Origin of the sequence: Burkholderia sp. 9779_493, assembly GCF_015712215.1 — a bacterium.
GTDB lineage: Bacteria > Pseudomonadota > Gammaproteobacteria > Burkholderiales > Burkholderiaceae > Burkholderia > Burkholderia cenocepacia.
The window spans coordinates 137,322-160,063 of sequence record NZ_JACCQA010000013.1 but is presented as its reverse complement, the minus strand read 5'-3'; the positions used below and the strand labels follow the sequence as shown (position 1 = coordinate 160,063).

Below are 22,742 nucleotides of genomic sequence, written 5' to 3'. Positions count from 1 at the left end.
CGTACGATAGATGGCCGGAACCGTATTCGCTACAATCGAAAATCCGCTTTTCTTTTGCGAGAGTCCGGCAATGAGCGACCCGCTGACCGAAGTCGTGACGCTGCTGCAACCCGGCGCGCGGCACGCCAAGTACGTGCGCGGCGCGAGCCCGTGGGCGATCAATCGCGTGGTCGCCGGCGAGCCGTTCTACTGTGCGGTCCTCGACGGCGGGTGCCGGATCGCGATCGACGGGCACGCGCCGATCGAGCTGCTGCCCGGCGATTTCGTGCTGATTCCGGCGGCCTACGGCGTGGCGCTGTCGAGCCTCGACGCGCCGGCGCCGGGCGTCGAAACCGCGCCGCCCGTCCCGCTCGCCCCTGGCGAGTACCGGATCGGCGACCCGACCAACCCGATCGATACGCGGATGATGGTCGGCAACTGCAGTTTCGGTTCGCCCGATGCATCGCTGCTGGTGTCGTTGCTGCCCCGCTTCGTGCACGTACGCGGCGAGCCGCGGCTGACCACGCTCGTGCAACTGGTGCGCGACGAGTCGCACGCACAGCGGCCGGCCCGCGAGATCGTGCTCGCGCGCCTGCTGGAAGTGCTGCTGATCGAGGCGCTGCGGTTCACGACCGGCACCCACGCATCTCCCGGCCTCGTGCGCGGGCTCGCCGACAGCCGCCTCGCGGCCGCGCTCCGCCGGATGCACGAACGCCCCGCGCACCCGTGGACGATCGTCGAGCTCGCGAAGGAGGCCGCGTTGTCGCGCTCGACGTTCTTCGAGCGCTTCAGCCGCGCGGTCGGCGTCGCGCCGATGGAGTACCTGCTGACGTGGCGCATGGCGCTCGCGAAGGATCTGCTCCGCCGCAACGAAGGCCGCATCGCGGAAATCGCGGCGCGCGTCGGCTACCGCTCCGCGAGCACCTTCAGCGTCGCGTTCACGCGGCATGTCGGCCGCCCGCCCGCGCAATACGCGCGCGACGAACAGATAGCGATCGAACCATGAACCGCACCGCCCGCCCCCGTCGCCTCGCCGGCTGCGGATCCATCCCGTCACGCGATGACGACGTGCGAGGAACCCGATGACGACCGCGACGAACCGAACCGGCACGACCGACCACTGGCTCGTCGCGCGCCGCGATGCGGACACCGGCATCGAAAGCCTGCACGCGCATTTCACCGGCCATGCGTACGATGCGCACGACCACGACGACATGCTGGTGGGCTTCACCGAACAGGGCGTGCAGCGCTTCCAGTGCCACCGCTCGCTGCATACCAGCGTGCCGGGCCGCGCGATCCTGATCGAGCCGGGCGCGATGCACGATGGCCACGCGCCCGAAGCCGGCGGCTTCACGTACGGGATGCTGTACCTGCCGCAGGCATGGGTCGAGCGCGCCGCGCGCCGGCTCGACCTGCCGGGCCTCGGCAGCGTCGAAGCGACGTTCGGCCATACGCTCGTCGACGATCGCGGCCTCGTCGACGCGATCCGGAACGCGTTCTTCGCGATCCACGACAACGAAGGCCGGCTCGCACGCGACCAGACGCTCGACCGCTTGCTGATGCGGCTCGGCAGCCAGCTGGGCGGCCCGCTCGCGCTGGAAAGCGCCGTCGTGCCGCCCGCGATCGCGCACGTGCGCGACCTGTTGCACGCACACATGGACGGCAACCTCGGCCTCGACGAACTCGCGAGCGTCGCCGGCATCGACCGGTTCCGGCTGACGCGGATGTTCCAGCGTGCGTTCGGCACGTCGCCGCACGCGTATCTCGTGCGCCTGCGGCTGCGTGCCGCGCGCAAGCTGCTCGCCGCCGGCCGCACGCCCGCGCAGGCGGCCGCCGACGTCGGCTTCGCCGATCAGAGCCACCTCGGCCGCTGGTTCCGCCGCGCGTACCGGATCACGCCGGCCGCGTACCGGCAACTTTGCACAAACGTTCCAGACTGATCGCGCGCGCCGTCCGATCATGAGCGCTCCAACCAGGAGCAAGCATGTTCGATACCAAAGTAGCGCTGATCGTGCGCGACGATCTCGCGGCGTGGCAGAAACTCAACGTGGTCGCGTTTCTCGCGACGGGTGTCGCGGCCGGTGCGCCGGACGCCCTCGGCGAGCCTTACGAGGATGCGGCCGGGCGCCGTTACAGCCGGATGTTCGGCCAGCCGATGCTGGTGTTCGCGGCCGACTTGAACGGCTTGCAGGCCGCGCACCGGCAGGCGCTGTCGCGCGAACTGACGATCGTGCCCTACGTGCGCGCGATGTTTTCGACCGGGCACGACGCGGCCAACCGCGCGGCGTTCCGCGCCGAGGATGCGGACAATCCCGATCTGGTCGGCCTGGCGCTGCACGGGCCGAAGAAGGCCGTCGACAAGGCGGTGAAGGGGCTGGCGCTGCATGCGTGAAGCCGGCGTACCCGACTCCCGTCGCCGGCTCAGCGATGCGCAAGCACGTTGACGAGCTTGCCGAACGGGTCGCGCACGTAAAACCGCCGTACGCCCCACGGTTCGTCGGCCGGCCCGTATTCGACGGACATGCCGGCCGCCCGAACCCGCGCGAGCGCTTCATCGACATCGTCGACCTCGATCGACAGATCGGGCGTCGGCGTGCCCGATCCGCCGTGCGACGCGAAGCTGATCTGCACGTCCATCTGCTCGGCGTTGCCGTAGGTCGCGATCCAGCCGTGGTCCATCAGCAGGTCGAGACCGAAGATCCGTTGGTAGAAGCGCCTGGCGTCGTCGATCGAGCGTGTATCGACGTTGGCGACGATCCGTTTGACTTTCATCGGGTTCCTTCACGAGTCGGGCAGTCTCGCGAAGCTACACCGGAACCGCGCGCGCAACCAGTGCGTCAGCGGCCGGCCGTCTCCATGTCCGAGCAGCGCGGCCGCGCGGGCCGCGCGCCGTGCTTGCCGGCCAGCCAGACGCCGATCGCGACGACGACGATGCCGACGTAGGTCGTCACCTCGATCCGGTCGCCGAACATCCATGCGGCCCACAGCAGCGTCACCGGCGGTTCGAGATAGACGAGCGTCGCCACGCGCGTCGCGGGCATGCGCTTGAGGAGCGCCCACAGCGACAGGTAAGCGATGAAAGTCGAGAACACCGTCAGCCACACGACCGACACCCACACGTTCGGCTGCGTCGGCACATGCAGGTCGCCGGTGACGAGCCCGCACGCCGCGAACAGCACGAGGCTCACGCAACCCTGCACGAACAGCGGCAGGAACAGCCCGTCCTCGTTGCTGCGCGCGGCCGTCAGCGCGCGGCGGCGCTGATAGATCGTCGCGATCGACAGTCCGAACGCGGACACCAGCGGCAGCAGGTACATCACGATCCCGACCGACCCGGCCGGCAGCGCATATTGCCCGCCGATCACGATGCCCACGCCGACGAACCCGACGACGAGCCCGGCCCACTGGCGCGCCCCGCTGCGCTCGCTGCCGCCGAACGACGTCATCGCCGCCGTGATGAGAGGTTGCAACGCCGCGACGATCGCGGCGATGCCCGGCGGCAGGCCATGCTGGATCGCGACGTACACACAGGCCAGATAGAGGAACTGCGACAGGAAGCCGATCACCGCGTGATAGCGGATTTTTTCGAGCGTCAGACGCGCGAGCTGGCGATTGAGGACGATCGCAAGGCACAGCGTGACGAGCAGGAACCGCCAGAACAGCAGATTGAACGCGCCGGCCGTCTCCGCGCCGAGCTTGGCGCCGATGAACCCGGAACTCCACGACAGGACGAAAACGAGTTGGAGCAGGAAAAGCTGCATGGCGCGACGGTTCTCAGAAAGTGGCCGGAGCCAGACGCTGGTCGCCCAGGTCTTCCGGCCGGATCGGTTCGAGCCCCAGGCGCAGGTACTGCAATTCGGCGTCGTCCCGAAGGGCACGCTGCAGCGCCAGCCAGTTGACGACGGTGCGCGGAATACCGTCGTCCGACGCGAGATGCCAGAACCCGTTGTCGTCCTCGCGCGTGGTCGGGCAATGAAACGACAGCACCAGCGACATGCGACGCCCGCCCTGAACCGGTTCGACGCCATGAAACAGCTTGCTGCCGTAGATCAGCAGCGCGTCGCCCGCATTGTCCAGATTCGCGGTCTTGACGTGCCGGCGTTCGCGATCGTAGCGATCGAACGTCTCCGCCATCGATTCGTAGAACAGAAAGTTGCCGCCTTCGTACTCGACGCGATCCGACAACACGATGTTCAGCACGAAACTGGTGCCGTCGGTATGCCACATGCCCAGTTGTTCCTTGCCGTCGCGCTGGTCCGTCGGATAGTAGTAATTGAACTGCGAGCGCGCATTGGCCATCGGGTACGGAATCAACGGCACGCCGGCGAGGCGCGACACCCGCAGCAGGAACACGCGATCGTGCATCATGTCGTCAATGAACCGCGAGCGGTTCGTCACCGCACGCACGCGCTTCGAGATGATCCAGTTGCTGCTCGACGCACTGCGCTCCAGCGCGCGGCCGATCTCGCGCAACGCGTCGACCGCTTCGTCGGAAAACAAGCCGCGCAGGTGACACACCGCGTTCAGCGCATCCGAGCGCGTACCGCGCATCGGCACGTCGCGATAGCCGAGATCGTCGAGGTTGCGGCGGTAGCGCACCTCGTAGCCGTCGCGCAGGCACGCGCTGGACCAGCGCATCGGTTCCGTCGATGCGTCGAGCCTGCCGCCGACGTTCGCGCCGACGGACAGCGACGTCCGCAGCGCCAGCCTCACCCGGCCGAACCCGCGCGCAAACACCGGCAATGCATTTCCCTTGTTCATCGCGTGCCTCGCTGTCGACGTTTCGCCATTCAGCCCTTGAACTGCGCAATCTGGTACACGACGCTGCCATCCCCGCTGCGCAGCTCGTCGATCACGCGGCAGTTGCCGTGGCTCAGGCGAACGTGGCGGAATTGCTCCGGCGTGTATTTCAGGCAGACGTTGGTGATCAGATGCCCGTCGGCCCCTGCCTTCGACACCGGCTGCAGCGTGACCGCCACGTGGAACTGGTCGCCGAGCAGATTGAGCCGCACGATCGACACGTGATGCTTGCCGAGCGGCTCGAAACCCTGCTGCCGGCTGACGATTTCGGAGAACCGCACCATGTTCTCGTTCTGGTAGAAGTTGTAGATGGGCTCTTCGCGCCCTTCCACGAGCAACTGCATCTCCGACACGACGTAAGTCGACTTGCCGCCGAGATTGCGAATCAGCCGGCCGATCGTCACCGGCAGCTCGTTGCCTTCCTGGAATCCGAGCATCGTGATGAACGTCACGTCCTGGCCCAGGTCGATATGGTTCCACTGCACGTTCCGGTAATCGTCGGCGATGTAGTTGAAGCAGCCGGGCGTTTTCAGGAACGGCATGATCGCGTGCCGCATCGCGTCTTCCGACGACTCGTTGATGTCGACGGCCGTGTAACGCAGATGGTTCGGGCCGCCGCCGCTGACCGCCTTCATCAGCTCGGTCGTCTTGACCGGCTCGGGCCCGAGCTCGATGTAATGCACATGGCGGCCGCGCGACAACGTCGCGAGCCGCTCGCTCAATGCGCCGATCGCTTCGCGTAACGACCCGTTACCGTCGCGATCCGCGCACAACGCCGGGCTTCGCACGCCCAGCTCGTTCAGGTTGCGCATCAGCGCAAAGACTTCGCGCCCCGCTTCCCGCCGCCGCACGTCATCGTCCGTGCGATGCAACGTCGAATATTTTTCGTGATTCTCGACCGTCCATACCGACTCCGCCTTCAGCTTCCTGTCCCGCACCAATGCATCTACGACAAAATCATTGATCGACATGAATCGTTCCCCGGATGCGTGCAACGCCCGACCGGCTGCCTGCCGTTGTCTGCCTGTTGACCCGAGAATATGGGATGCCCAATAATTCCGTCAATCGACATTACCTGAATCACTGATTCGGAAAAACCAAATCATGCCGCGTACCCTGGACGTCGACCTGCTGCGTACCTTCCACGCCGTCGCGAAGCTCGGCCGCTTCAAGGATGCGGCCGTTCATGTAAACCGCAGCCCGTCGTCGGTCACCGCGCAGATTCAGAAGCTGGAAGAGATGGTCGCGCAGCGGCTGTTCACGCGAAACAACCAGGCGGTCGAACTCACGCAGTTCGGCCACAAGCTGCTGAGCGACACCACCGAGTTCCTGCTGAGCCACGACCGGCTCGTCGAATCGCTGTCGCCGCAGATGCTGACCGGCAAGCTGCGGCTCGGCATCCCCGATTCCTACGCCGCGCACTTCATGGCCGAATTCCTGCCGCGCTTCGCCGCCGACCGGCCGCTGCTGGAACTGACGGTCGAAGCGCGCTCCAGCGAAGAGTTGCAACTGCTGTTCTCGCGTGGCCAGCTCGACATCACGATCGCCGTGGTGCCGAAAGCGCTGCCGCACGCCGAACTGCTCAGCAAGACGCATCCGGTGTGGGTCGCCGCGCGCACCTTCAAGTTCAATCCCGATGCGCCGCTACCGATCGCGGTGCAACTGCAGGGCTGCCCGTACCGCGACACCGCGCTGAATGCGCTGAAGAAGGCGAAGATCGCGCACCGGATGCTGCTCGAAAGCGCCAGTTCTCCGGCGGTCGAAGCGTGTATCGCGAACGGGCTGGCGGTCGGCCTGATCGAGCACGATCGCGTGTCGGGCAACCTGACGAGCCACGTCGCCGGGATCGTGCTGCCCGATCTGCCGCCGCACCTGATCACGGTGCTGACGGACGACAGCAATCGCGCCGCGCTGCATCTGCGCGACGTACTGAAAAGCACGTTCAGGATCGGATAACGAAGACAAGGCCGGGAACCCGGCCTTGCAAGCAGAAGTGAACCGCCGGAAAAACTGCCGCCGGCCCGTTGCAGGCCGGCGGGCTTTCTCTCGTCAACCGCCGAGATACGCCTGCTTGATGCGGTCGTTCGCGAGCAGGTTCGCGCCCGTGTCGGCCAGCACCACGCGCCCCGTTTCGAGCACGTAGCCGCGGTCGGCCACACCGAGCGCCTTGTTCGCATTCTGCTCGACGAGGAACACCGTGACGCCTTCGTCGCGGATCGTGCGGATGATGTCGAAGATCTGCGCGATCACGAGCGGCGCGAGGCCGAGCGTCGGCTCGTCGAGCAGCAGCAAACGCGGCTTGCTCATCAGCGCGCGGCCGATCGCCAGCATCTGCTGCTCGCCGCCCGACATCGTGCCGGCCCGCTGCGCCGCGCGTTCCTTCAGGCGCGGAAACAGCTTGAACACGTGCTCGATGCCGTCGTCGATCTCGTGACGGCTCGCGAAGAAGCCGCCCATCTTCAGGTTCTCGAGCACCGTCAGGCTCGGGAACACGCGCCGCCCTTCCGGAGAAATCGCCATTCCCTGCCGCATGATCTGGTGCGTCGACATCGCGGTGATGTCGTTGCCCTCGAACAGCACGCGGCCCGACGACGCGCGCGGCGTGCCGCACACGGTCATCATCAGCGTCGTCTTGCCGGCGCCGTTGCTGCCGATCAGCGTGACGATCTCGCCCTTGTTCACTTCGATCGACACGCCCGCGAGCGCTTCGACCGCGCCGTAGTGCGTATGGACCTGTTCCAGCTTCAGCATCACTCTTCCCCCAGATACGCCTTGATCACGCGCGGGTCGTTGCGGACCGCTTCCGGCGTGCCGATCACGATCGGCCGGCCGTGCTCCATCACGAGGATGCGGTCGGACACGCCCATCACGAGGCTCATGTCGTGTTCGATCAGCAGCACCGACACGCCGAATTCACGGCGCAGCTTGTCGATCAGGTGCTGCAGCTCGATCTTTTCCTGCGGGTTGAGGCCCGCCGCCGGCTCGTCGAGCATCAGCAGGCGCGGCTCGGTGATCATGCAGCGCGCGATCTCCAGACGCCGCTGGTGCCCGTACGACAGCGTGCCGGCCGGCCGGTTGGCGACCGCCGTCAGCCCCATCCGGTCGAGCCACACGGCCGCGCGTTCGAGCGCTGCCTGCTCGGCATGACGGTACGCGGGCGTCGCGAACAGGCCGTGCAGCAGCCCGGCCTTCACCTTGCGATGCTGCGCGACGAGCAGGTTCTCGACGACGGTCAGCGACTTGAACAGCCGGATGTTCTGGAACGTCCGCACCAGGCCCTTCAACGCGATCTTGTGGCTCGGCAGCCCGCCAATCGCGTGGCCGTCGAGCACCACGTCGCCGCCGGTCGGCTTGTAGAAGCCGCCGACGCAGTTGAACACCGTGGTCTTGCCCGCGCCGTTCGGCCCGATGATCGCGAACACCTCGTCGCGGCGCACGTCGAAATCGATGCCGTCCACCGCGAGCAACCCGCCGAAGCGCATCTGCAGCCCGGCCACCTTCAACAGTTCTGCATTCGCGCTCATTGCGGCAGCTCCACGTGGGGACGGCTCGCGGGCAACAGGCCCTGCGGACGCCACATCATCATCAACACCATCACGAGACCGAAGATCAGCATCCGGTATTCGGCGAAGCCGCGCGCGACTTCCGGCAGCACGGTCAGCAGGATCGCCGCGAGAATCACGCCGAGCTGCGAGCCCATCCCGCCGAGCACGACGATCGCGAGGATCAGCGCCGATTCGATGAAGGTGAACGATTCGGGATTCACGAGGCCCTGACGCGCCGCGAAGAACGCGCCGCCGATCCCCGCGAACGCCGCGCCGAGCGTGAACGCCGACAGCTTGATGCGCGTCGGGTTGAGACCCAGCGAACGGCATGCGATCTCGTCGTCGCGCAGCGCTTCCCACGCGCGGCCCATCGGCATGCGGATCAGGCGGCTCGTCACGAACAGCGTGAAGCCCACCAGCAGCAGCGCGATCAGGTACAGGAAGATCACCATGTGCTCGCCGCTGTATTCCAGCCCGATCAGTTCATGGAAGGTCTTCGCGCCTTCGACGCTCGCCGAGCGCGCCATCTCGAAGCCGAACACCGTCGGCTTCGGAATGCTCGAGATGCCGTCCGGGCCGCCGGTGAGGCTCGTCAGGTTGTTCGCGAGCAGGCGGATGATTTCGCCGAAGCCGAGCGTGACGATCGCCAGGTAGTCGCCGCGCAGGCGCAGCACCGGGAAGCCGAGCAGGAAGCCGAACGTCGCCGCGGCGATCGCCGCGATCGGCAGGCATTCCCAGAACGACAGCCCGAAATACTGGTTCAGCATCGCGTACGTATAGCCGCCGACCGCGTAGAACCCGACGTAGCCGAGATCCAGCAGCCCCGCGAAACCGACCACGATGTTCAGCCCGAGGCCGAGGATCACGTAGATCAGCGCGAGCGTGGCGACGTCCACCGCGCCGCGCGAACCGAAGAACGGCCACACGAGGCCGACCGCGAGCAGCACCCAGATGATCACGCGCTGCTGCCGCGCGCCCATCGTCGGCGCCGCCGGCAGCTTCACGGCCGCTTTCGCGCGCATCAGCCACGGCTTGAACAACTGGAACAGGAACACGGCCGCGACCGCGATCCACACCGGGCGCCAGTGCGGCGTCAGCACCACCTGATAGCCGTCGAGCTTCAGTTGCAGCCCGAGCACCGGAATCGTGAGGATCGCCGTCAGGATCGCGGCGGCCACGGCGTTCTTCAGCGCCTGGCCGAACGACGCGTCGGCGGCCGGGCGGCGAACGGAAATGACTTGACTCATCTGCGTCTCCCTCAAACCTTTTCGATGTCCGACTTGCCGAGCAGGCCGGTCGGGCGGAAGAGCAGGATCAGCACGAGCAGGCCGAACGCGACCACGTCCTTGTACTCGGCCGGCATGTAGCCCGCGGCGAAGGTTTCGGCGAGGCCCAGCAGCACGCCGCCGAGCATCGCGCCCGGAATGCTGCCGATCCCGCCGAGCACCGCGGCGGTGAACGCCTTGATGCCCGCGACGAAGCCGATATACGGATTCAGCTTGCCGATCGTCAGCCCGATCAGCACGCCGCCGACGGCCGCCAGCATCGCGCCGAGCACGAACGTGAACGAGATCACGCGGTTCGTGTCGATGCCGAGCAGGTTCGCCATCTTCATGTCTTCCGCGCACGCACGGCACGCACGCCCCATCCGCGAATGCGAGATGAACAGCGTGAGCGCGATCATCAGCACGATCGTCACGCAGACGATCAGCAGACGCGCATACGGAATCGTCACGTCGTAGTCGCCGCCGAGATGGATGTCGAATGCGCCGGAGATCAGCACGGGCACCGACACGTCGCGCGCGCCCTGGCCGATCTGCACGTAGTTCTGCAGGAAGATCGACATGCCGATCGCGGAGATCAGCGGCACGAGGCGCGGGCCGCCGCGCAGCGGGCGATACGCGACGCGCTCGACCGCGAAGCCGTACAGGCCGGTGACGATCACCGACACGATCAGCGCGGCGCCGAGCACGAGCGGCAGCGGATAGCCGGCGGAGATGCCGATGGCCGTCAGGGTCACGAGGCCCACGTACGCGCCGATCATGTAGATCTCGCCGTGGGCGAAGTTGATCATGCCGATGATGCCGTAGACCATCGAATAGCCGATGGCGATCAACGCATAGATCGCACCCAGCGTCAGGCCGTTGACCAGCTGCTGGGCGAATTGAGGAAAGAAGTCAGTCATGTGCGGGAAGCTCCCGTTGGCGCTGGGTCACATGCCGTCGCCGGATCACGGCGCTCGGCCGCGCGCAACGCACGGTGTCGTCTCGGGCCGCCCGCTGGCGCGCATGGGGCAGATGCGCGGCCAATACGCACCCGCCCCGTCCGGGTTTCGGACAGGGCGGGTGCGCGGGCGGGTACTCCGTTGTTACTTGGCGGCGGTCTTCGTCGCGTCCTTGTGCCACGTGTACACGACGAACTTGAACGCCTTCAGGTCGCCCTGTGCGTCATACGCGACCTTGCCGATCGGCGTGTCGAACGTCGTCTTGTGCATGTACGCGGCCACTTTCGTCGGGTCGGTCGTCTTCGCGCCCGCGATCGAGTCGGCGATGATCTTCACCGCGGCGTACGACGGCATCTGGAACGGACCGTTCGGGTCGCGCTTCTTGTCCGCGAACGCCTTCACGAGCGCCGCGTTGGCCGGATCGGCCGAGAAGTCGGCCGGCAGCGTCACGAGCATGCCTTCCGAAGCCGGGCCGGCGATCGCCGTCACGTCCTTGTTGCCCACGCCTTCAGGCCCCATGAACGTCGCTTTCACGCCCTGCTCGCGCGCCTGGCGCATCAGCAGGCCCATTTCCGGGTGGTAGCCGCCGAAGTAGACGAAATCGACGCCTTGCGACTTCAGCTTCGTGATGATCGCCGAGTAGTCCGAATCGCCGGCGTTGATGCCTTCGAACAGCACGACCGGGATCTTCGCGGCTTCGAGGTCCTTCTTCACCGACGACGCGATGCCCTGGCCGTACGACTGCTTGTCGTGCAGGACCGCGACCTTCTTCGGCTTCACGTTGTTGATGATGTAGTGCGCGGCGGCCGGGCCTTGCTGGTCGTCACGGCCGATCGTGCGGAAAATGAAGTGGCGCTTCTTGCCTTCCGTCAGTTGCGGCGCGGTGGCCGACGGCGTGACCATCACGATGCCTTCGTTCTCGTAGATGTCCGACGCGGGAATCGTCGAACCCGAGCACACGTGACCGATCACGTACTTGATCTTCTGGCTGACGATCTTGTTGGCGACGGCGACGGCCTGCTTCGGTTCGCACGCGTCGTCCATCATCACCACTTCGAACTTGTTGCCGCCCGCACCGCCTGCCGCGTTGATCTGTTCGATCGCGGTCAGCGCGCCGGCCTTCACCATGTCGCCGTATTGGGCGACCGAGCCGCTCATCGGACCAGCGATGGCGATCTTCACGGTTTCCGCTTGCGCGGCGGCGGCGCCGGCGGCGAACAGCACGGCGGCGACGGAAATGGACGTAAGACGGGACAGCGTCATCTGGGAGCTCCTCGATGTTGTTTAGTCATACGGGCAAAGGCGGCATGACTTGCGCAATCGAACAGCACCCGGGGCGAGGACATGGGACACGCCCGAGACACATAGAAGACGGAACTCCGGCGGAATGTTGCGTAGCGGGGCCCGGCTCTTGCAGTCCCCGAAGGGGACGTCTGGTTCGGAAAGACATCGTGATGCGTCTTGCATTGCGCAAGCGTTTCGCCTGCCCCGCTTGCCAAATCGCTCGTTCGGAGGGATGGTCCGACAGCCATTGGCAAGGCAGTCGAAATTATATGGGCGTTTTTCAATCGTCTGTCAAAAATGCCTGTCGATTGAGGGAAAACACGTACGTTTTTGAGATGGGTGGGTGGCGATGGAGGCGCAACCGCGACGCGGCGACAACGTTTGCTTCGGGTGCAATCGGGTTGCTATTTTGGCAAGAAGGTGGGAGCGGGTTCCTTGCTGGGCTTGGCGTTCGGCGACGGGGATTTCCCGGTGATGCATTTTTTGGGTTGCCAAGAGCCCTGGTCGCTTGGGATCAATCGACTGATGATTGTGTTGGCACGCACCAGGACGGGGCGCTCAGTGAGGCGGCAAATATTACTGTTTATCTGAAAAACTAAACAATATGAAAGCTTTTTGATATTTTCATGAAATAATACGAGCTCGCTTCTGCAATCCAGCCAGCCTCCCTGCAAGTCGCGCCCGCCGCGCCGCGCAATCGCTTCAGGGCCGCTTCGACGCCCCCTCGTCGCTCAGCCGCCAGCCAGTGATCTGCCGTTTTTATTCAATGCACATCACCTGCTTCGGATCGCTCATGCATTGCCCTATCTGCCTGTCTTCCGCCGCCGCGATCGCTTGCGCGCTTTCTGTTTCTGCTTCTCATGCTTCAGGACGCGATGCGCTGACCGATCGGTCGGCCGGTGCCAATGTATTTCGCTCGGAGCGGCGTGCGGTTGCTCGGGATGACAGGCGCGCGGTGAAGATGAGCCGCCCACGCGTACAGTTCGCCGCGCCTGCCGAACGTAGCCCGTTCGATACGCCGGATACGCGGCCGTTGCGGGTAACGAGTGATGCGCTGGTGGCGCCGCTGCCCGCTTCTTCCGGGCGTGAACCCGATTTCGTCTTGCCGCCGAACCGCGTCGCGCTCGGCGCGGGCGGGAACGATAGCCTGGGTCGCGCAGTGCCCGGGTATGAGCAGCGCGAGCAAAACTGGAATGAATACCTGCGCGCGAACGGCTCTCGATCAGTTGGAAGTGGTGGTGCGTATGCGCCCCAGCGGCCGTACGATGCGCCACGCGGTCCACATGGGACGCCGAATCCGTTCGATCCGTCGATGCCACAGCCGGAGACGCGGACGTTCTACGACAACGGATCGGGGACGAAATGCATGGCTACCGGTGGCGCGGGGACGTCGCGGTCGTCTTGCGATATCGCTTGGTGATGTGCGGTTTTGGGTGGCTTCCGCTTATGGCTGCTCTACCCTGTCCGGCGCGCTGCGCGACGTCGCGCAGCGCGGCCGCATCCCGCGGCGTTGCGCTTACAGCTGCGTGATGATCAGCTTGCCCGGCTCAATCTCGATCCGCGCCTTGCGGCCCGGAACAAAACACGCATCGTTGATCAGCCACATTCCACCAATCTTCATGTACGGATAAAACGTCTCCGGCCTCGGATCCATGGTCTTCGGGGTACCCCACATTTCCTGGATCGTGACGAAACGTTCCGTCTTCGGTGGTCGTGCTTTATGATTCGGCTTAGCCATGGGCAACTCTCTCTTAGTTGACTGTGGTTAGCGGGTCGTGAGTGTTGGTAGCACTTGCGGCCCGCGCTCGTTTACCGCGGCGTTTTTATGGTTCGGATTCCTCCTTTGTTGGTGGTTCGGTGGAAACGGTACTTCGGTGGGAATCAAGGCGTACGGAGTATCTATCCCCCGCACAACGCACGCGCGATCATCATCAGTTGGGCATTGCCTATTAGACCATCATTTGCATCCAATATTTACACCTTCGGGGCACGTTAGCCATTGGGTATAGGCACGTGATTCGGTCAGTGCTCGGGGCCGTTATGCGCGCTGATGACGACGGGGAAATCGAATCGGGTCGAACGTCGATCTGCCTCAGGGCGCAATTGGTCAGGACGTGACGATTCGAAACGATTCGAATGAGTCGCACGCGACTGCACAAGTACGTTTCGATACGGACGTAACTATTGATCAGTCTTGGCGGTCGCTCGAAAGCACCGGACGTTTCTTATGGGAAGCATCCCTGTATCCGGACGGAATATCGCTCATCACGTAGTTTCGACGCCTCGTGGTTCATCAACCGCAGTGTGAGGCTGCGTCCGGCACTACGGTGTCGACTCCTATCCGCAGACTGGAGGAAGCCCGGTCGCTGTGTCCGTGTTAAACCACTGAGAACTTGACCTGGTTGATCCAAGGGGCAGCCAAAATTAATTAGCTGTCGAACTTCCCCGCTGCGAGCGACTTGTCTTTCTTGCCGCCCCACGGATCATCTAGCAGATAGATTGCTTGGCAATGCTCCGCTCCTGAAGCAAAAGTGAATTTGTAGAAAACCTCGTCCCCCTCGCAAACCTCGTAATACACGTCGTACGAGCTGAGCGGCAACTCCAACGTAATCTTGAATTTTTCGGTCGCCGAGGCGACTTCGAGCGAACTGCGATCCTCAATACGAAACGGCGCGACAATGCACCGCGCGGCCCGCTCGTCCATCTCGAACTTGTCCACCACCTGCAAGTACACTTTTGCACCGAAGGCATCGTCCGGAAGCGGATCGAAAATGAGGTAGTTGGCGTGCAATACCGCACCCTGAGCAAGGTTGCCCGTTCCCCATTGGCTCAAACCCTCATCGTACGGCCTCGATCGAACTACGATTTGACTATGGGAGATCAACAGGTCAATCGTTTGCATGCTTGTTCCTTAAACTCTTGAGTCAGGGAGAACCAAGATTGAATAACCACTCGTGATACTTCATCTTGTCATGATCAGTCAAGGTACCCGCAACGAGTTCACGAGCAAAATCATTCTGCACGTTCATCTCATGATCGACTGGATTCGCAACATGCCCCCCAATCAACTCGAAACTCTCCAAGTAGTCGATTCGGTTTATCAGAATCTCGGCACATGCAACCAACTGCTGCACGTTCTGTTCAGCACACCATTTCGCCAAAAAAGATAGCCCCGCCAGCAAATCGGCTGCTCCCTGGGCCACAGCATCGTCGTCCATTTCGACTGCATCAAGGTCCCAGTCCACTTGCTCCAGATCGCTTAACGGATTGGGGTTTTCGTTTCCGTTCCACACCTGATCCAGGCAATCGCCGACTCGTTGTCTGATCTGTGCACTTGCGCCCCCCCGCATGCGTGGCAAGGAACTCGAATATTGAGTCATCGTGCGAAAGTCCAATACAACACCAAACACCAAAACAAGCGAGGTTATCGAGCTTGCCAGCAGCAAGAACTGATTCGAGATATTTTTTATGTGACTCGATACCGAACATATTCATCTCCTAAATACATCTGATGAAAGGTGCGGCCAGTCAGCGACTTGGCGAGCTTGATCAGCTTCAACTTGCTTACAAATTTTCCTAGCAGCGACCCTTGTTCGCCCAGCCCTGGATTGCCATCGCTTCGCAGCGACCGAACGCTAGCCGAATGCATCGTCTTCAGAAACGAGCGAGCTGATGAATTGGTCAAATGAATCGGTCAGATGCCGGTCAGCCTTCTGGCGGTTCTCCAAGTCCGTCAACGTTTCGTCGTAGGTGTCGGTCAACCAATAATGTACGGCACCGCTATCGGTGTCGACACAGAAGAGATTACCGCCAGGATCAGTGGCAAATGGAACAAAGGTTCGAGGGTATCCTCCCTTACCCGCGACTCGCGCATAAATGCTTTGAACGTTAGGCTTGCTAGCATCCTGCGTTCCGATAGGAAGGAATTCGTGGACCCATATCGACTCCCAATCACCCTCCATTGGAAACCAGTCGAGAACTGGCATGCCACCATTGAACTTCAGGTAGTGTCCCTTCATCGCGTCCGGTAGCTGGACGCCTAAGTCGCTCTCGAGTTTCTCTATGCCCGATCGGTAGATTGCGGGTCCACACTTCGTGAACTCATTTTGCTTCATACTTCTCCCGTTAGCATCCTCGTTTGAGACTGCGCCCCTTCAACCATCCCTGCTCTTGCGCGACCCGCACGGCCCCGGGGGGGTCGTATGCAACGCCAAAATGCTTTGCAAATTGATCCGCCCAACCCGTATGCGGGAAAGAGTCGATATGTGCTTGCGCTTTGACCAGTTGCATCGTCGTGCGCCCCGCCTCAGAATTGAAGTCGTTCAGATGGTGCCACGTATAGCCGGTAGCATCAGCCTTCGAAATATTCACTTCTTTGAATGCCTGAACAAAGTCTCTCGATCTCGATCCCTGCATGGTGTTCTCTACAATATTCCGCTGGCCTTCCGTCGCCGGAAACAGATCGGGACTCTCGGAAAAGTCGACGCCTTGGTAAGCCCATTCCCACGGATCGGTCCATTGGATCGGATTCGGTGCGTATTGATAGAGGTTCCCGCCACCGTTCAGCCCATCGGATCCCGATTGATGGGCCGACCGATATCCGGATCGTAGAACCGGAACGTGTTGTTGTGCAGCCCCGTTTCACGGTCAAGATACTGCCCGTGGAAGCGAAGATTCTGTGGTCGAGGTGCGTGAGCCGGCACGGGCGCAACCCACTCCTCCTGCACCGCATTGCCCCACACCTTGTAGCGCGCCTGCCAAACCAGCTCGCCACCAGCGTCAGTCAGCTCCTCCGGCAGCCCGGAAACATCGTTGTGGAAGTAGTAAACCGCATCCCGTAAGTAAACCGCATCCCGTACATCCGCATCATTAGCCGCCGCCTTCCCTTGATCGATCCGGGCAAGCGGCACATAGCTATTGGACTCGTACAAGTACATCAGCGCTTCCTCGCCCTGACGATCGTGATACGTCTCCTGCACCAACCTCATGCCGTCCCACAGGAAATCCGTACTCGCATAACTGCCATTGAGCTTCCGGATCCGCCGGCCGAACGCGTCGTACTCGAAATGCGTCGTCGCGATCCCAAGCCGGTCCTTCGTCACGACCGTCTTGAGCTGGTTCCAATCGTCGTACTCAAGCACCAATTCTTTAGCCGGCCCATGCCCACTGAGCTTGCGAACCAACCGCCCATACGCGTCGTACTCGAAGCGCTTGTCCTCGAACATCTTGAGCCGGTTGTGCTCGACGTAGCCGCCCGGGTGATCGCTCGACACCAGGTTCGCCGCCGCATCCCAGCGAAACACTTCCGACGGCAACCCCGGCCCTGCCGCGTGCTCGATGCGCCCCGTCGGGTCATACCGATAGCTCGTCGTGCCATAACGCTGATCGCGCTTCTGGATCACGTCGCCTGCCGCATCGTATTGCCACTGCTTCGCAAGCAACTCGCCGCCCGCCGTACCTCGCTGCGCAGCGTGCCGCGCACGACGACCCACCGCGTCATACCCTAAAAATACTCTTTCAAAACTTCACCATCGAACGACTTATTACCTGACACCTTTTTACCCAGCAAATAATCAGTATCAAGTTCATTCAGTCCGATACCATTTTTCTTTGCAGCGAAAACGATGGTCAAAAATGGGTATGAATAGTAATTTGGATTTTCCATTACATCTCGCACCAACCCAGAATTGATCTCAACTACATTTATTACTCTCGGCAAATAAATACTCGCTACCTTTTCACATATCCATCGACACGCCGACTCAATCTCCTCTTCATCCCGCGGCAGATCAATTGCCCCACCGACATTCGGGGAAAATGATTTTACCGTTTCCATGGATGTATTCATCGCCATAACCAAACCAGTTGGTATCTTCGGCCTGTACGGAGGATTTCTGCTCACATAAAAATCCTGGAGGCCAGGAGAGTCAGCTGCAGCAGAAAGAATATATCCGTTTGCATTTCTCAGAAATCTGAATCCGATGCGCCCATTACCCATACCTTCTCGGTCAACAACAATCTCGCCCCTCGATACCTTGACACCTTTTTCACTTATATTTTCCTTTAAAAAATTTTGCAGTCTTTTCTCAAATGTCTTCTTCAACTCCGCGCTCATCAACACACCTCAATATTTCAGCACGTGAAATGTTGCATCATACGAAGTACCACGCTCACCAAGCACTTCCCCTATATCTCTATTGCCAGTTGCGATCTCGAACTGTCCCGTTTTTCCCGCTGACGGCGTAATTACCCCACCACCAATACCGTCAACGGTATTCGATGGACTCGCCATATCAAATACACCGGAAGCACTTTGATTTTTGGTCAGACGCCCTGTCCCATGCTTCGCCTCGAAGACGTGATAGTTGCCGTGGTTGTCCGTTGCAACGAAGTCGGCCCGAATACGCTTGCCGTTCACCTTCATTGTCACCTCTTCAGCAACGACGTTGAAGCCGTTTCGCTCCAAGTCGTACATCGATTTTTCGCGACCGCGCTTTCCACTCCATTGACTCAGGCAAGTCAGGCCCCACGGGTCAATCCACGCCAGCGGATTCGGCCCATATCGATACTGATTCAACCCGCCTGCCAACCCTATCGGATCCGGATTGATGAAGCGTCCGATGTCCGGATCATAGAACCTGAACGTGTTGTAGTGCAGGCCAGTCTCGCGGTCCAGATACTGCCCCTGGAAGCGCAAGTTCTGCGGTCGAGGCGCGCGGGACTGCCCCGGTGCTACGGCCTGTACTTCGCCCCACGCCGGTGTGGGGCGCCGCGGCGCCCGCGCAACCCACTCCTCCTGCACCGCATTGCCCCACACCTTATAGCGCGCCTGCCAAACCAGCTCGCCCCCAGCGTCAGTCAGTTCCTCCGGCAGCCCAGAAACATCGTTGTGGAAGTAATAAACCGCATCCCGTACATCCGCATCATTAGCCGCTGCCTTCCCCTGATCGATCCGAGCAAGCGGCACATAACTATTGGACTCGTACAAGTACGTCAGCGCTTCCTCGCCCTGGCGATCGTGATACGTCTCCTGCACCAACCGCATGCCGTCCCACAGGAAATCCGTACTCGCATAACTGCCGTTGAGCTTCCGGATCCGCCTGCCAAACGCGTCGTACTCGAAATGCGTCGTCGCAATTCCGAGCCGATCCTTCGTCACGACAGTCTTGAGCTGGTTCCAATCGTCGTATTCAAGCGTGAGCTCCTTAGCCGGCCCATGCCCACTCAGCTTGCGAACGAGCCTCCCATGCGTGTCGTACTCGAACCGTTTGTCCTCGAACACCTTGAGCCGGTTGTGCTCGACGTAGCCGCCCGGGTGATCGCTCGACACCAGGTTCGCCGCCGCATCCCAGCGAAACACTTCCGACGGCAACCCCGGCCCTGCCGCGTGCTCGATGCGCCCCGTCGGGTCATACCGATAGCTCGTCGTGCCATAACGCTGATCGCGCTTCTGGATCACGTCGCCTGCCGCATCGTATTGCCACTGCTTCGCAAGCAACTCGCCGCCCGCCGTACCTCGCTGCGCGGTTTGCCGCGCACGGCGCCCCACCGCGTCATACCCGAAGTGACTCGTCAGCTTGCCCTGCGTCCGCAGCACCTCGCGATGCAGGTCATCCCGTTCGATGTCCGCAACCGCGGCACCATCGAAACGAATCTGGTGCACATGCCCAGAACCGTAATGCAGCCAATCGATCGTGCGCTCGCCGGAAATCGTCGTGCTGACACGATTGCCAAGCTCGTCGTAGGTATGTGCGAGCCAGCCGGTCGGCGTGTATTCCTCGACGACTTCTCCACGCTTGTCGTACTTCAGGCTGACCCGATTCTTCAACGATGGCCCACGCGCGGCGAACGCGTACAACTCGGCCGATGTAATCCGGCCTGCCTCGTCATACAGGTATTCGCAACGCTCGTGCGCAGCTTGCTTCGCCGTCAACCGACCGACCGCATCGCGCTCGTATCGCGTCTCGAGCTGGCCGTCGCGTACGATCGTTCCTTGACCGCACACGTCGTACTCGTACGTACGCTTGTGGCCATCGAGACCGATCTGTGCGGAAACCAGATCGCGACGATCATACTGAAAGCGATACGTCTCACGGTTCTCGTTGGTCAAGCTCGCCAACCGGAACGCATCGTCATAGCCGAACCGCACGACACGATCAGCCGCATCCGTGCGTGCCAGCAACAATCCCCGCGGATTGAGCTCGTAACGCGTGCTGCGCTGATTCGGATCGATGACCTCAACGAGACGCCCCGCTGCGTCGTACCGAAACGTCTGATGCGCACCATCGGCCGTCCGGATTCCCGTGACTCGCCCCATCGTATCCGTTTCGTACACGGTGGCCTGCCCGGCCGCATCCGTCACCCGCGCGAGCGCACCGCGTGCGTCATACGCAAACCGCGTGACCTTGCCGGAGCAATCGGTATACGAGGTCAACTGCGCCCGACCATTCCATTCGAGGAACTTGTACCCGCCACGCGCATCGCGAATCGTATGCACGAGCCCGCGCTCGTCCCGGTAATACTCGGTCGCGGAACCCGCCGGATCGCGCGTCATCGTCAGGTTGCCGCGCGTGTCGTAGCGATAGATCCACCGCGCATTGGTCGGATCGATTTCCGCAACAGGCAGATCGTAGTGCCCGTTCCATTCGGTCCGCTCGACCTCGCCGAGCGCGTCGATGCGCTGCGTCTGCCGCCCGCGCTCGTCATATTCGAAGCGCGTGACATGGCCGGCCGGATCGGTCGTGCTGACCAGTTGCCGCATCGCATTCCATTCGAACTGCCAGACGTGACCTTCTGCATCCGTATGGCTCGTCGGCTGCCGATCCTCGTTCCATGTCCATTGCGTCACGCGCCCGATCTGATCGGTGATCGTCACCGAACGCTGCGCAAGGTCTGCGTCGAACGTGTACGCTTCGCCGTCGTCAGTCCAGTGGCGCACGACACGCGCGTCGCGGCCGACGCCGTTCCACGCGTAAAAGCACTGTAGCCCGCCGGGCAGCGTATGCCGTGTCATCCGGCCGTGTTCGTAATCGAAATGCCGCCCGGTATGGCCGCTGCGGTCGGTGACCGTTGCGAGTTCGCCTGCGCTCGTATAGCCGTAACGAACCAGGATCTCGGGCAACTCACCATCGACGCCGCGTACCAGTTCGATCGAGGCGACGCGTCGCGGATGCTCCGGATCGTAGTGCACCGTCAGCACACGGCCGGCACTATCGTGAAGCCGAACCGGCCGCTCCCGTTCGCCGGCGGCCGCACGCTCGACCTCGATCCAATTGCCGTTTCGGTCCTCAAGCCGCCGAAGGTTCAGTGTTTCAGCATCCGACGCCGGTGCCCGGGCCGGACCGAAATCGCGATACAAACCATCGACCGTTTCGACGACATAGTGCCCGCCAGCGGTACAAATTAGGTAAATGCCTTCCGGCACGCTGAAATGACTCTCACCCGGCGCCACCGGCGGAAACTCGATATCACGCCCCTGTTCGTCCCAGTACGTGATCGACGCGACGACGCCGTTCTCTCGCGCGACCTTCAACTCGACACTGATCGGCACGCTCCAGCCGGCGCCGAACAGGCCATCGGCGCGATCGTCATGGCTGCTGTAAAAACGCCGCCAGACAATGGGCAGCGGGCCCGGCAACACGAAATCCGTGTCGTCGCTGCCGTCGAGAATCTTGCCGCCGGTAATCACGTTGACGGGATGGCCGGCCGACGGCTGCATCTTGCTGCCGAGCCATGTGCCGAATATGCCGGCCGCGAAGTTCATCGCGAGACACGGCAGCTTGCCCTTGACGAAATCGCTCCAGTTCCCCTTGCCTCGACCACATAGCGCAAGCGCGATACCGATCGCCGCGCCGAGTCCGGCGACCCACGGCCGTGCCGCACTGATGTCGCGCACGGTCTTCGTGCCGCCACCGAAGAAAACATCCGGCGAGCCCTTCGAGATCGTGCCGTCACAGGTGGTCTTGTCGTCGACCCGCGCCGCGGGCAGATCGTTGATGAACACCACGTCGGACCCTTGCGCGACGAATTGCGGACCGGGATGATCGCTGCACAGAACCGGATCCATGTCCGCGCCGTCGGCCGCGCGTGCGGCCGGCTTCCCGTTGACGAACACATCGGGCGAGCCGTTCTGGATCGTGCCTTTCTCCTCGGGCGGAGAAATGGCGTTGCCGAGCCCCTTCGCGGCCTCGTCGATCTTGTCGTTGAGGCCAGAACCCTGCATGTATGCAGCCACGCCGACACCGATCGCCAGCACGATGGGCGTCGCCAGCCCGCCGGTGCCGATTTCGAGCGCACCCAATGCACCGAACACGAGACCTTCCGCTAGCGTGGTCAGCGCCCATCCGATCCCCAAGCCGCCCAGCAGCGACCCGCCCATGCCGAGCAGGTCGCCCGCGAGCGTCGTGTGGGTAAAGGGATCATCCTTACGAGCGGCCGGCTGACTCATGGGCGGCCGGCATCCGAAACCAGCGCGGGCGCAACCGGGCGCGGCTGGAAGCTCTCCAGCATGCGCGCTGCAAGCGCACGTTGTTCGTCGTTGAGCGGCGCCGCATTGGTCAACGTCATCACGATGACCTGCCCGCCGGCATCGAGCCGAAACGCCGTCTGCATCTGATGAAAGGTGCGGCCGTCCTGTTCATGCGTCGATTCCGTCTGCACGCCGGGGCATTCCGCTCGCCCGACCGTCACCGAGCGTCGCGACTGCACGTTCAGGTTCTGCGCGGTGCGCGACGCCTGCGCCCATTCGCGCTCGACGAATGCGTCGATCGACTCCTGCTCGCGCAGCCGGCCGCGGGACACGACGAGACTCAGCCCGCCCGGGCCGACGGGAAGAATCAGCATGTTGACGGTGCGATCAAGCGCCGCGTCCGGCAATTCGAATGTGCCTTCATGGATTGCGTAGTGCATGA

General features: G+C 62.5%; 23 protein-coding genes. 5 read left to right on the top strand and 18 right to left on the bottom strand.

Annotated features, from left to right (window positions below):
* Positions 1 to 10 precede the first annotated feature (10 nt).
* The 3 genes from H0X95_RS15900 to H0X95_RS15890 all read left to right on the top strand — a co-directional run bounded on the left by H0X95_RS15900 (position 11) and on the right by H0X95_RS15890 (position 2,371).
* The gene (locus H0X95_RS15900) at positions 11 to 985 is read left to right on the top strand and encodes an AraC family transcriptional regulator (protein WP_006493043.1); all 975 of its coding nucleotides are present in this window, start codon (positions 11 to 13) and stop codon (positions 983 to 985) included.
* A 76-nt stretch (positions 986 to 1,061) separates the two neighbouring features.
* On the top strand, positions 1,062 to 1,919 hold the full coding sequence (locus H0X95_RS15895; protein ID WP_080331609.1) for an AraC family transcriptional regulator: 858 nt from the start codon (positions 1,062 to 1,064) through the stop codon (positions 1,917 to 1,919).
* Between the two features lie 44 nt (positions 1,920 to 1,963).
* Positions 1,964 to 2,371, top strand: coding sequence for a DUF2000 domain-containing protein (locus H0X95_RS15890; protein WP_048985058.1), 408 nt, complete (start codon positions 1,964 to 1,966; stop codon positions 2,369 to 2,371).
* A gap of 29 nt (positions 2,372 to 2,400) precedes the next feature.
* Here H0X95_RS15890 and H0X95_RS15885 read toward each other — a convergent pair whose 3' ends face one another.
* The 4 genes from H0X95_RS15885 to H0X95_RS15870 form a co-directional block, all read right to left on the bottom strand.
* A complete protein-coding gene (locus H0X95_RS15885) occupies positions 2,401 to 2,751 on the bottom strand; it encodes a VOC family protein (RefSeq protein ID WP_006484732.1) in 351 nt (116 codons plus the stop codon).
* 65 nt (positions 2,752 to 2,816) lie between these two features.
* Complete coding sequence (locus H0X95_RS15880) at positions 2,817 to 3,740, bottom strand: DMT family transporter (RefSeq protein ID WP_058903423.1); 924 nt, start codon at positions 3,738 to 3,740, stop codon at positions 2,817 to 2,819.
* A 13-nt stretch (positions 3,741 to 3,753) separates the two neighbouring features.
* Entirely contained in the window at positions 3,754 to 4,740 is a 987-nt protein-coding gene (locus H0X95_RS15875) for a 2OG-Fe(II) oxygenase family protein (RefSeq protein ID WP_196446109.1), read from the bottom strand.
* 29 nt (positions 4,741 to 4,769) lie between these two features.
* Positions 4,770 to 5,750, bottom strand: a complete 981-nt coding sequence (locus tag H0X95_RS15870) for a hypothetical protein (protein WP_059721891.1) — start codon at positions 5,748 to 5,750, stop codon at positions 4,770 to 4,772.
* A gap of 133 nt (positions 5,751 to 5,883) precedes the next feature.
* Here H0X95_RS15870 and H0X95_RS15865 point away from each other — a divergent pair, with 133 nt between their 5' ends.
* A complete protein-coding gene (locus tag H0X95_RS15865) occupies positions 5,884 to 6,735 on the top strand; it encodes a LysR substrate-binding domain-containing protein (RefSeq protein ID WP_006498800.1) in 852 nt (283 codons plus the stop codon).
* Positions 6,736 to 6,828: 93 nt separating this feature from the next.
* On the opposite strand, the gene H0X95_RS15860 is transcribed toward H0X95_RS15865, so the two are convergent.
* The 5 genes from H0X95_RS15860 to H0X95_RS15840 all read right to left on the bottom strand — a co-directional run bounded on the left by H0X95_RS15860 (position 6,829) and on the right by H0X95_RS15840 (position 11,811).
* The gene (locus H0X95_RS15860; protein ID WP_006484776.1) at positions 6,829 to 7,530 is read right to left on the bottom strand and encodes an ABC transporter ATP-binding protein; all 702 of its coding nucleotides are present in this window, start codon (positions 7,528 to 7,530) and stop codon (positions 6,829 to 6,831) included.
* The gene (gene livG, locus H0X95_RS15855; protein WP_006498798.1) at positions 7,530 to 8,303 is read right to left on the bottom strand and encodes a high-affinity branched-chain amino acid ABC transporter ATP-binding protein LivG; all 774 of its coding nucleotides are present in this window, start codon (positions 8,301 to 8,303) and stop codon (positions 7,530 to 7,532) included. Before livG ends, H0X95_RS15860 begins: the two co-directional genes overlap by 1 nt.
* The gene (locus tag H0X95_RS15850) at positions 8,300 to 9,571 is read right to left on the bottom strand and encodes a high-affinity branched-chain amino acid ABC transporter permease LivM (protein ID WP_006498797.1); all 1,272 of its coding nucleotides are present in this window, start codon (positions 9,569 to 9,571) and stop codon (positions 8,300 to 8,302) included. The genes livG and H0X95_RS15850 overlap by 4 nt, the downstream gene beginning before the upstream one ends.
* 11 nt (positions 9,572 to 9,582) lie before the next feature.
* The gene (gene livH / locus H0X95_RS15845) at positions 9,583 to 10,509 is read right to left on the bottom strand and encodes a high-affinity branched-chain amino acid ABC transporter permease LivH (protein WP_006484734.1); all 927 of its coding nucleotides are present in this window, start codon (positions 10,507 to 10,509) and stop codon (positions 9,583 to 9,585) included.
* A 183-nt stretch (positions 10,510 to 10,692) separates the two neighbouring features.
* A complete protein-coding gene (locus H0X95_RS15840) occupies positions 10,693 to 11,811 on the bottom strand; it encodes a branched-chain amino acid ABC transporter substrate-binding protein (RefSeq protein WP_006484706.1) in 1,119 nt (372 codons plus the stop codon).
* Between the two features lie 787 nt (positions 11,812 to 12,598).
* Here H0X95_RS15840 and H0X95_RS15835 point away from each other — a divergent pair.
* Positions 12,599 to 13,252, top strand: a complete 654-nt coding sequence (locus H0X95_RS15835; protein WP_125331623.1) for a hypothetical protein — start codon at positions 12,599 to 12,601, stop codon at positions 13,250 to 13,252.
* Positions 13,253 to 13,348: 96 nt separating this feature from the next.
* Here H0X95_RS15835 and H0X95_RS15830 read toward each other — a convergent pair whose 3' ends face one another.
* The 9 genes from H0X95_RS15830 to H0X95_RS15795 all read right to left on the bottom strand — a co-directional run bounded on the left by H0X95_RS15830 (position 13,349) and on the right by H0X95_RS15795 (position 22,740).
* On the bottom strand, positions 13,349 to 13,570 hold the full coding sequence (locus H0X95_RS15830) for a hypothetical protein (RefSeq protein ID WP_125331621.1): 222 nt from the start codon (positions 13,568 to 13,570) through the stop codon (positions 13,349 to 13,351).
* 690 nt (positions 13,571 to 14,260) lie between these two features.
* Entirely contained in the window at positions 14,261 to 14,734 is a 474-nt protein-coding gene (comJ, locus tag H0X95_RS15825; RefSeq protein WP_059721885.1) for a competence protein ComJ, read from the bottom strand.
* 22 nt (positions 14,735 to 14,756) lie between these two features.
* Positions 14,757 to 15,278: a hypothetical protein gene (locus H0X95_RS15820; protein ID WP_125331619.1), complete on the bottom strand. Its 522-nt coding sequence runs from the start codon at positions 15,276 to 15,278 to the stop codon at positions 14,757 to 14,759.
* 189 nt (positions 15,279 to 15,467) lie between these two features.
* Complete coding sequence (locus H0X95_RS15815) at positions 15,468 to 15,947, bottom strand: SMI1/KNR4 family protein (RefSeq protein ID WP_080403546.1); 480 nt, start codon at positions 15,945 to 15,947, stop codon at positions 15,468 to 15,470.
* A 10-nt stretch (positions 15,948 to 15,957) separates the two neighbouring features.
* Complete coding sequence (locus H0X95_RS15810; RefSeq protein WP_196446114.1) at positions 15,958 to 16,248, bottom strand: HNH endonuclease; 291 nt, start codon at positions 16,246 to 16,248, stop codon at positions 15,958 to 15,960.
* Between the two features lie 146 nt (positions 16,249 to 16,394).
* The gene (locus tag H0X95_RS36285) at positions 16,395 to 17,324 is read right to left on the bottom strand and encodes an RHS repeat domain-containing protein (protein WP_059721881.1); all 930 of its coding nucleotides are present in this window, start codon (positions 17,322 to 17,324) and stop codon (positions 16,395 to 16,397) included.
* Positions 17,325 to 17,335: 11 nt separating this feature from the next.
* Positions 17,336 to 17,935: a hypothetical protein gene (locus H0X95_RS35965; RefSeq protein ID WP_227746298.1), complete on the bottom strand. Its 600-nt coding sequence runs from the start codon at positions 17,933 to 17,935 to the stop codon at positions 17,336 to 17,338.
* A gap of 21 nt (positions 17,936 to 17,956) precedes the next feature.
* Positions 17,957 to 22,279, bottom strand: a complete 4,323-nt coding sequence (locus H0X95_RS15800) for an RHS repeat-associated core domain-containing protein (RefSeq protein ID WP_227746297.1) — start codon at positions 22,277 to 22,279, stop codon at positions 17,957 to 17,959.
* Positions 22,276 to 22,740 carry a DcrB-related protein gene (locus tag H0X95_RS15795; RefSeq protein ID WP_059721880.1) on the bottom strand — a complete coding sequence of 155 codons (465 nt, stop codon included), beginning with the start codon at positions 22,738 to 22,740 and terminating at the stop codon, positions 22,276 to 22,278. The genes H0X95_RS15800 and H0X95_RS15795 overlap by 4 nt, the downstream gene beginning before the upstream one ends.
* Positions 22,741 to 22,742: the final 2 nt, after the last annotated feature.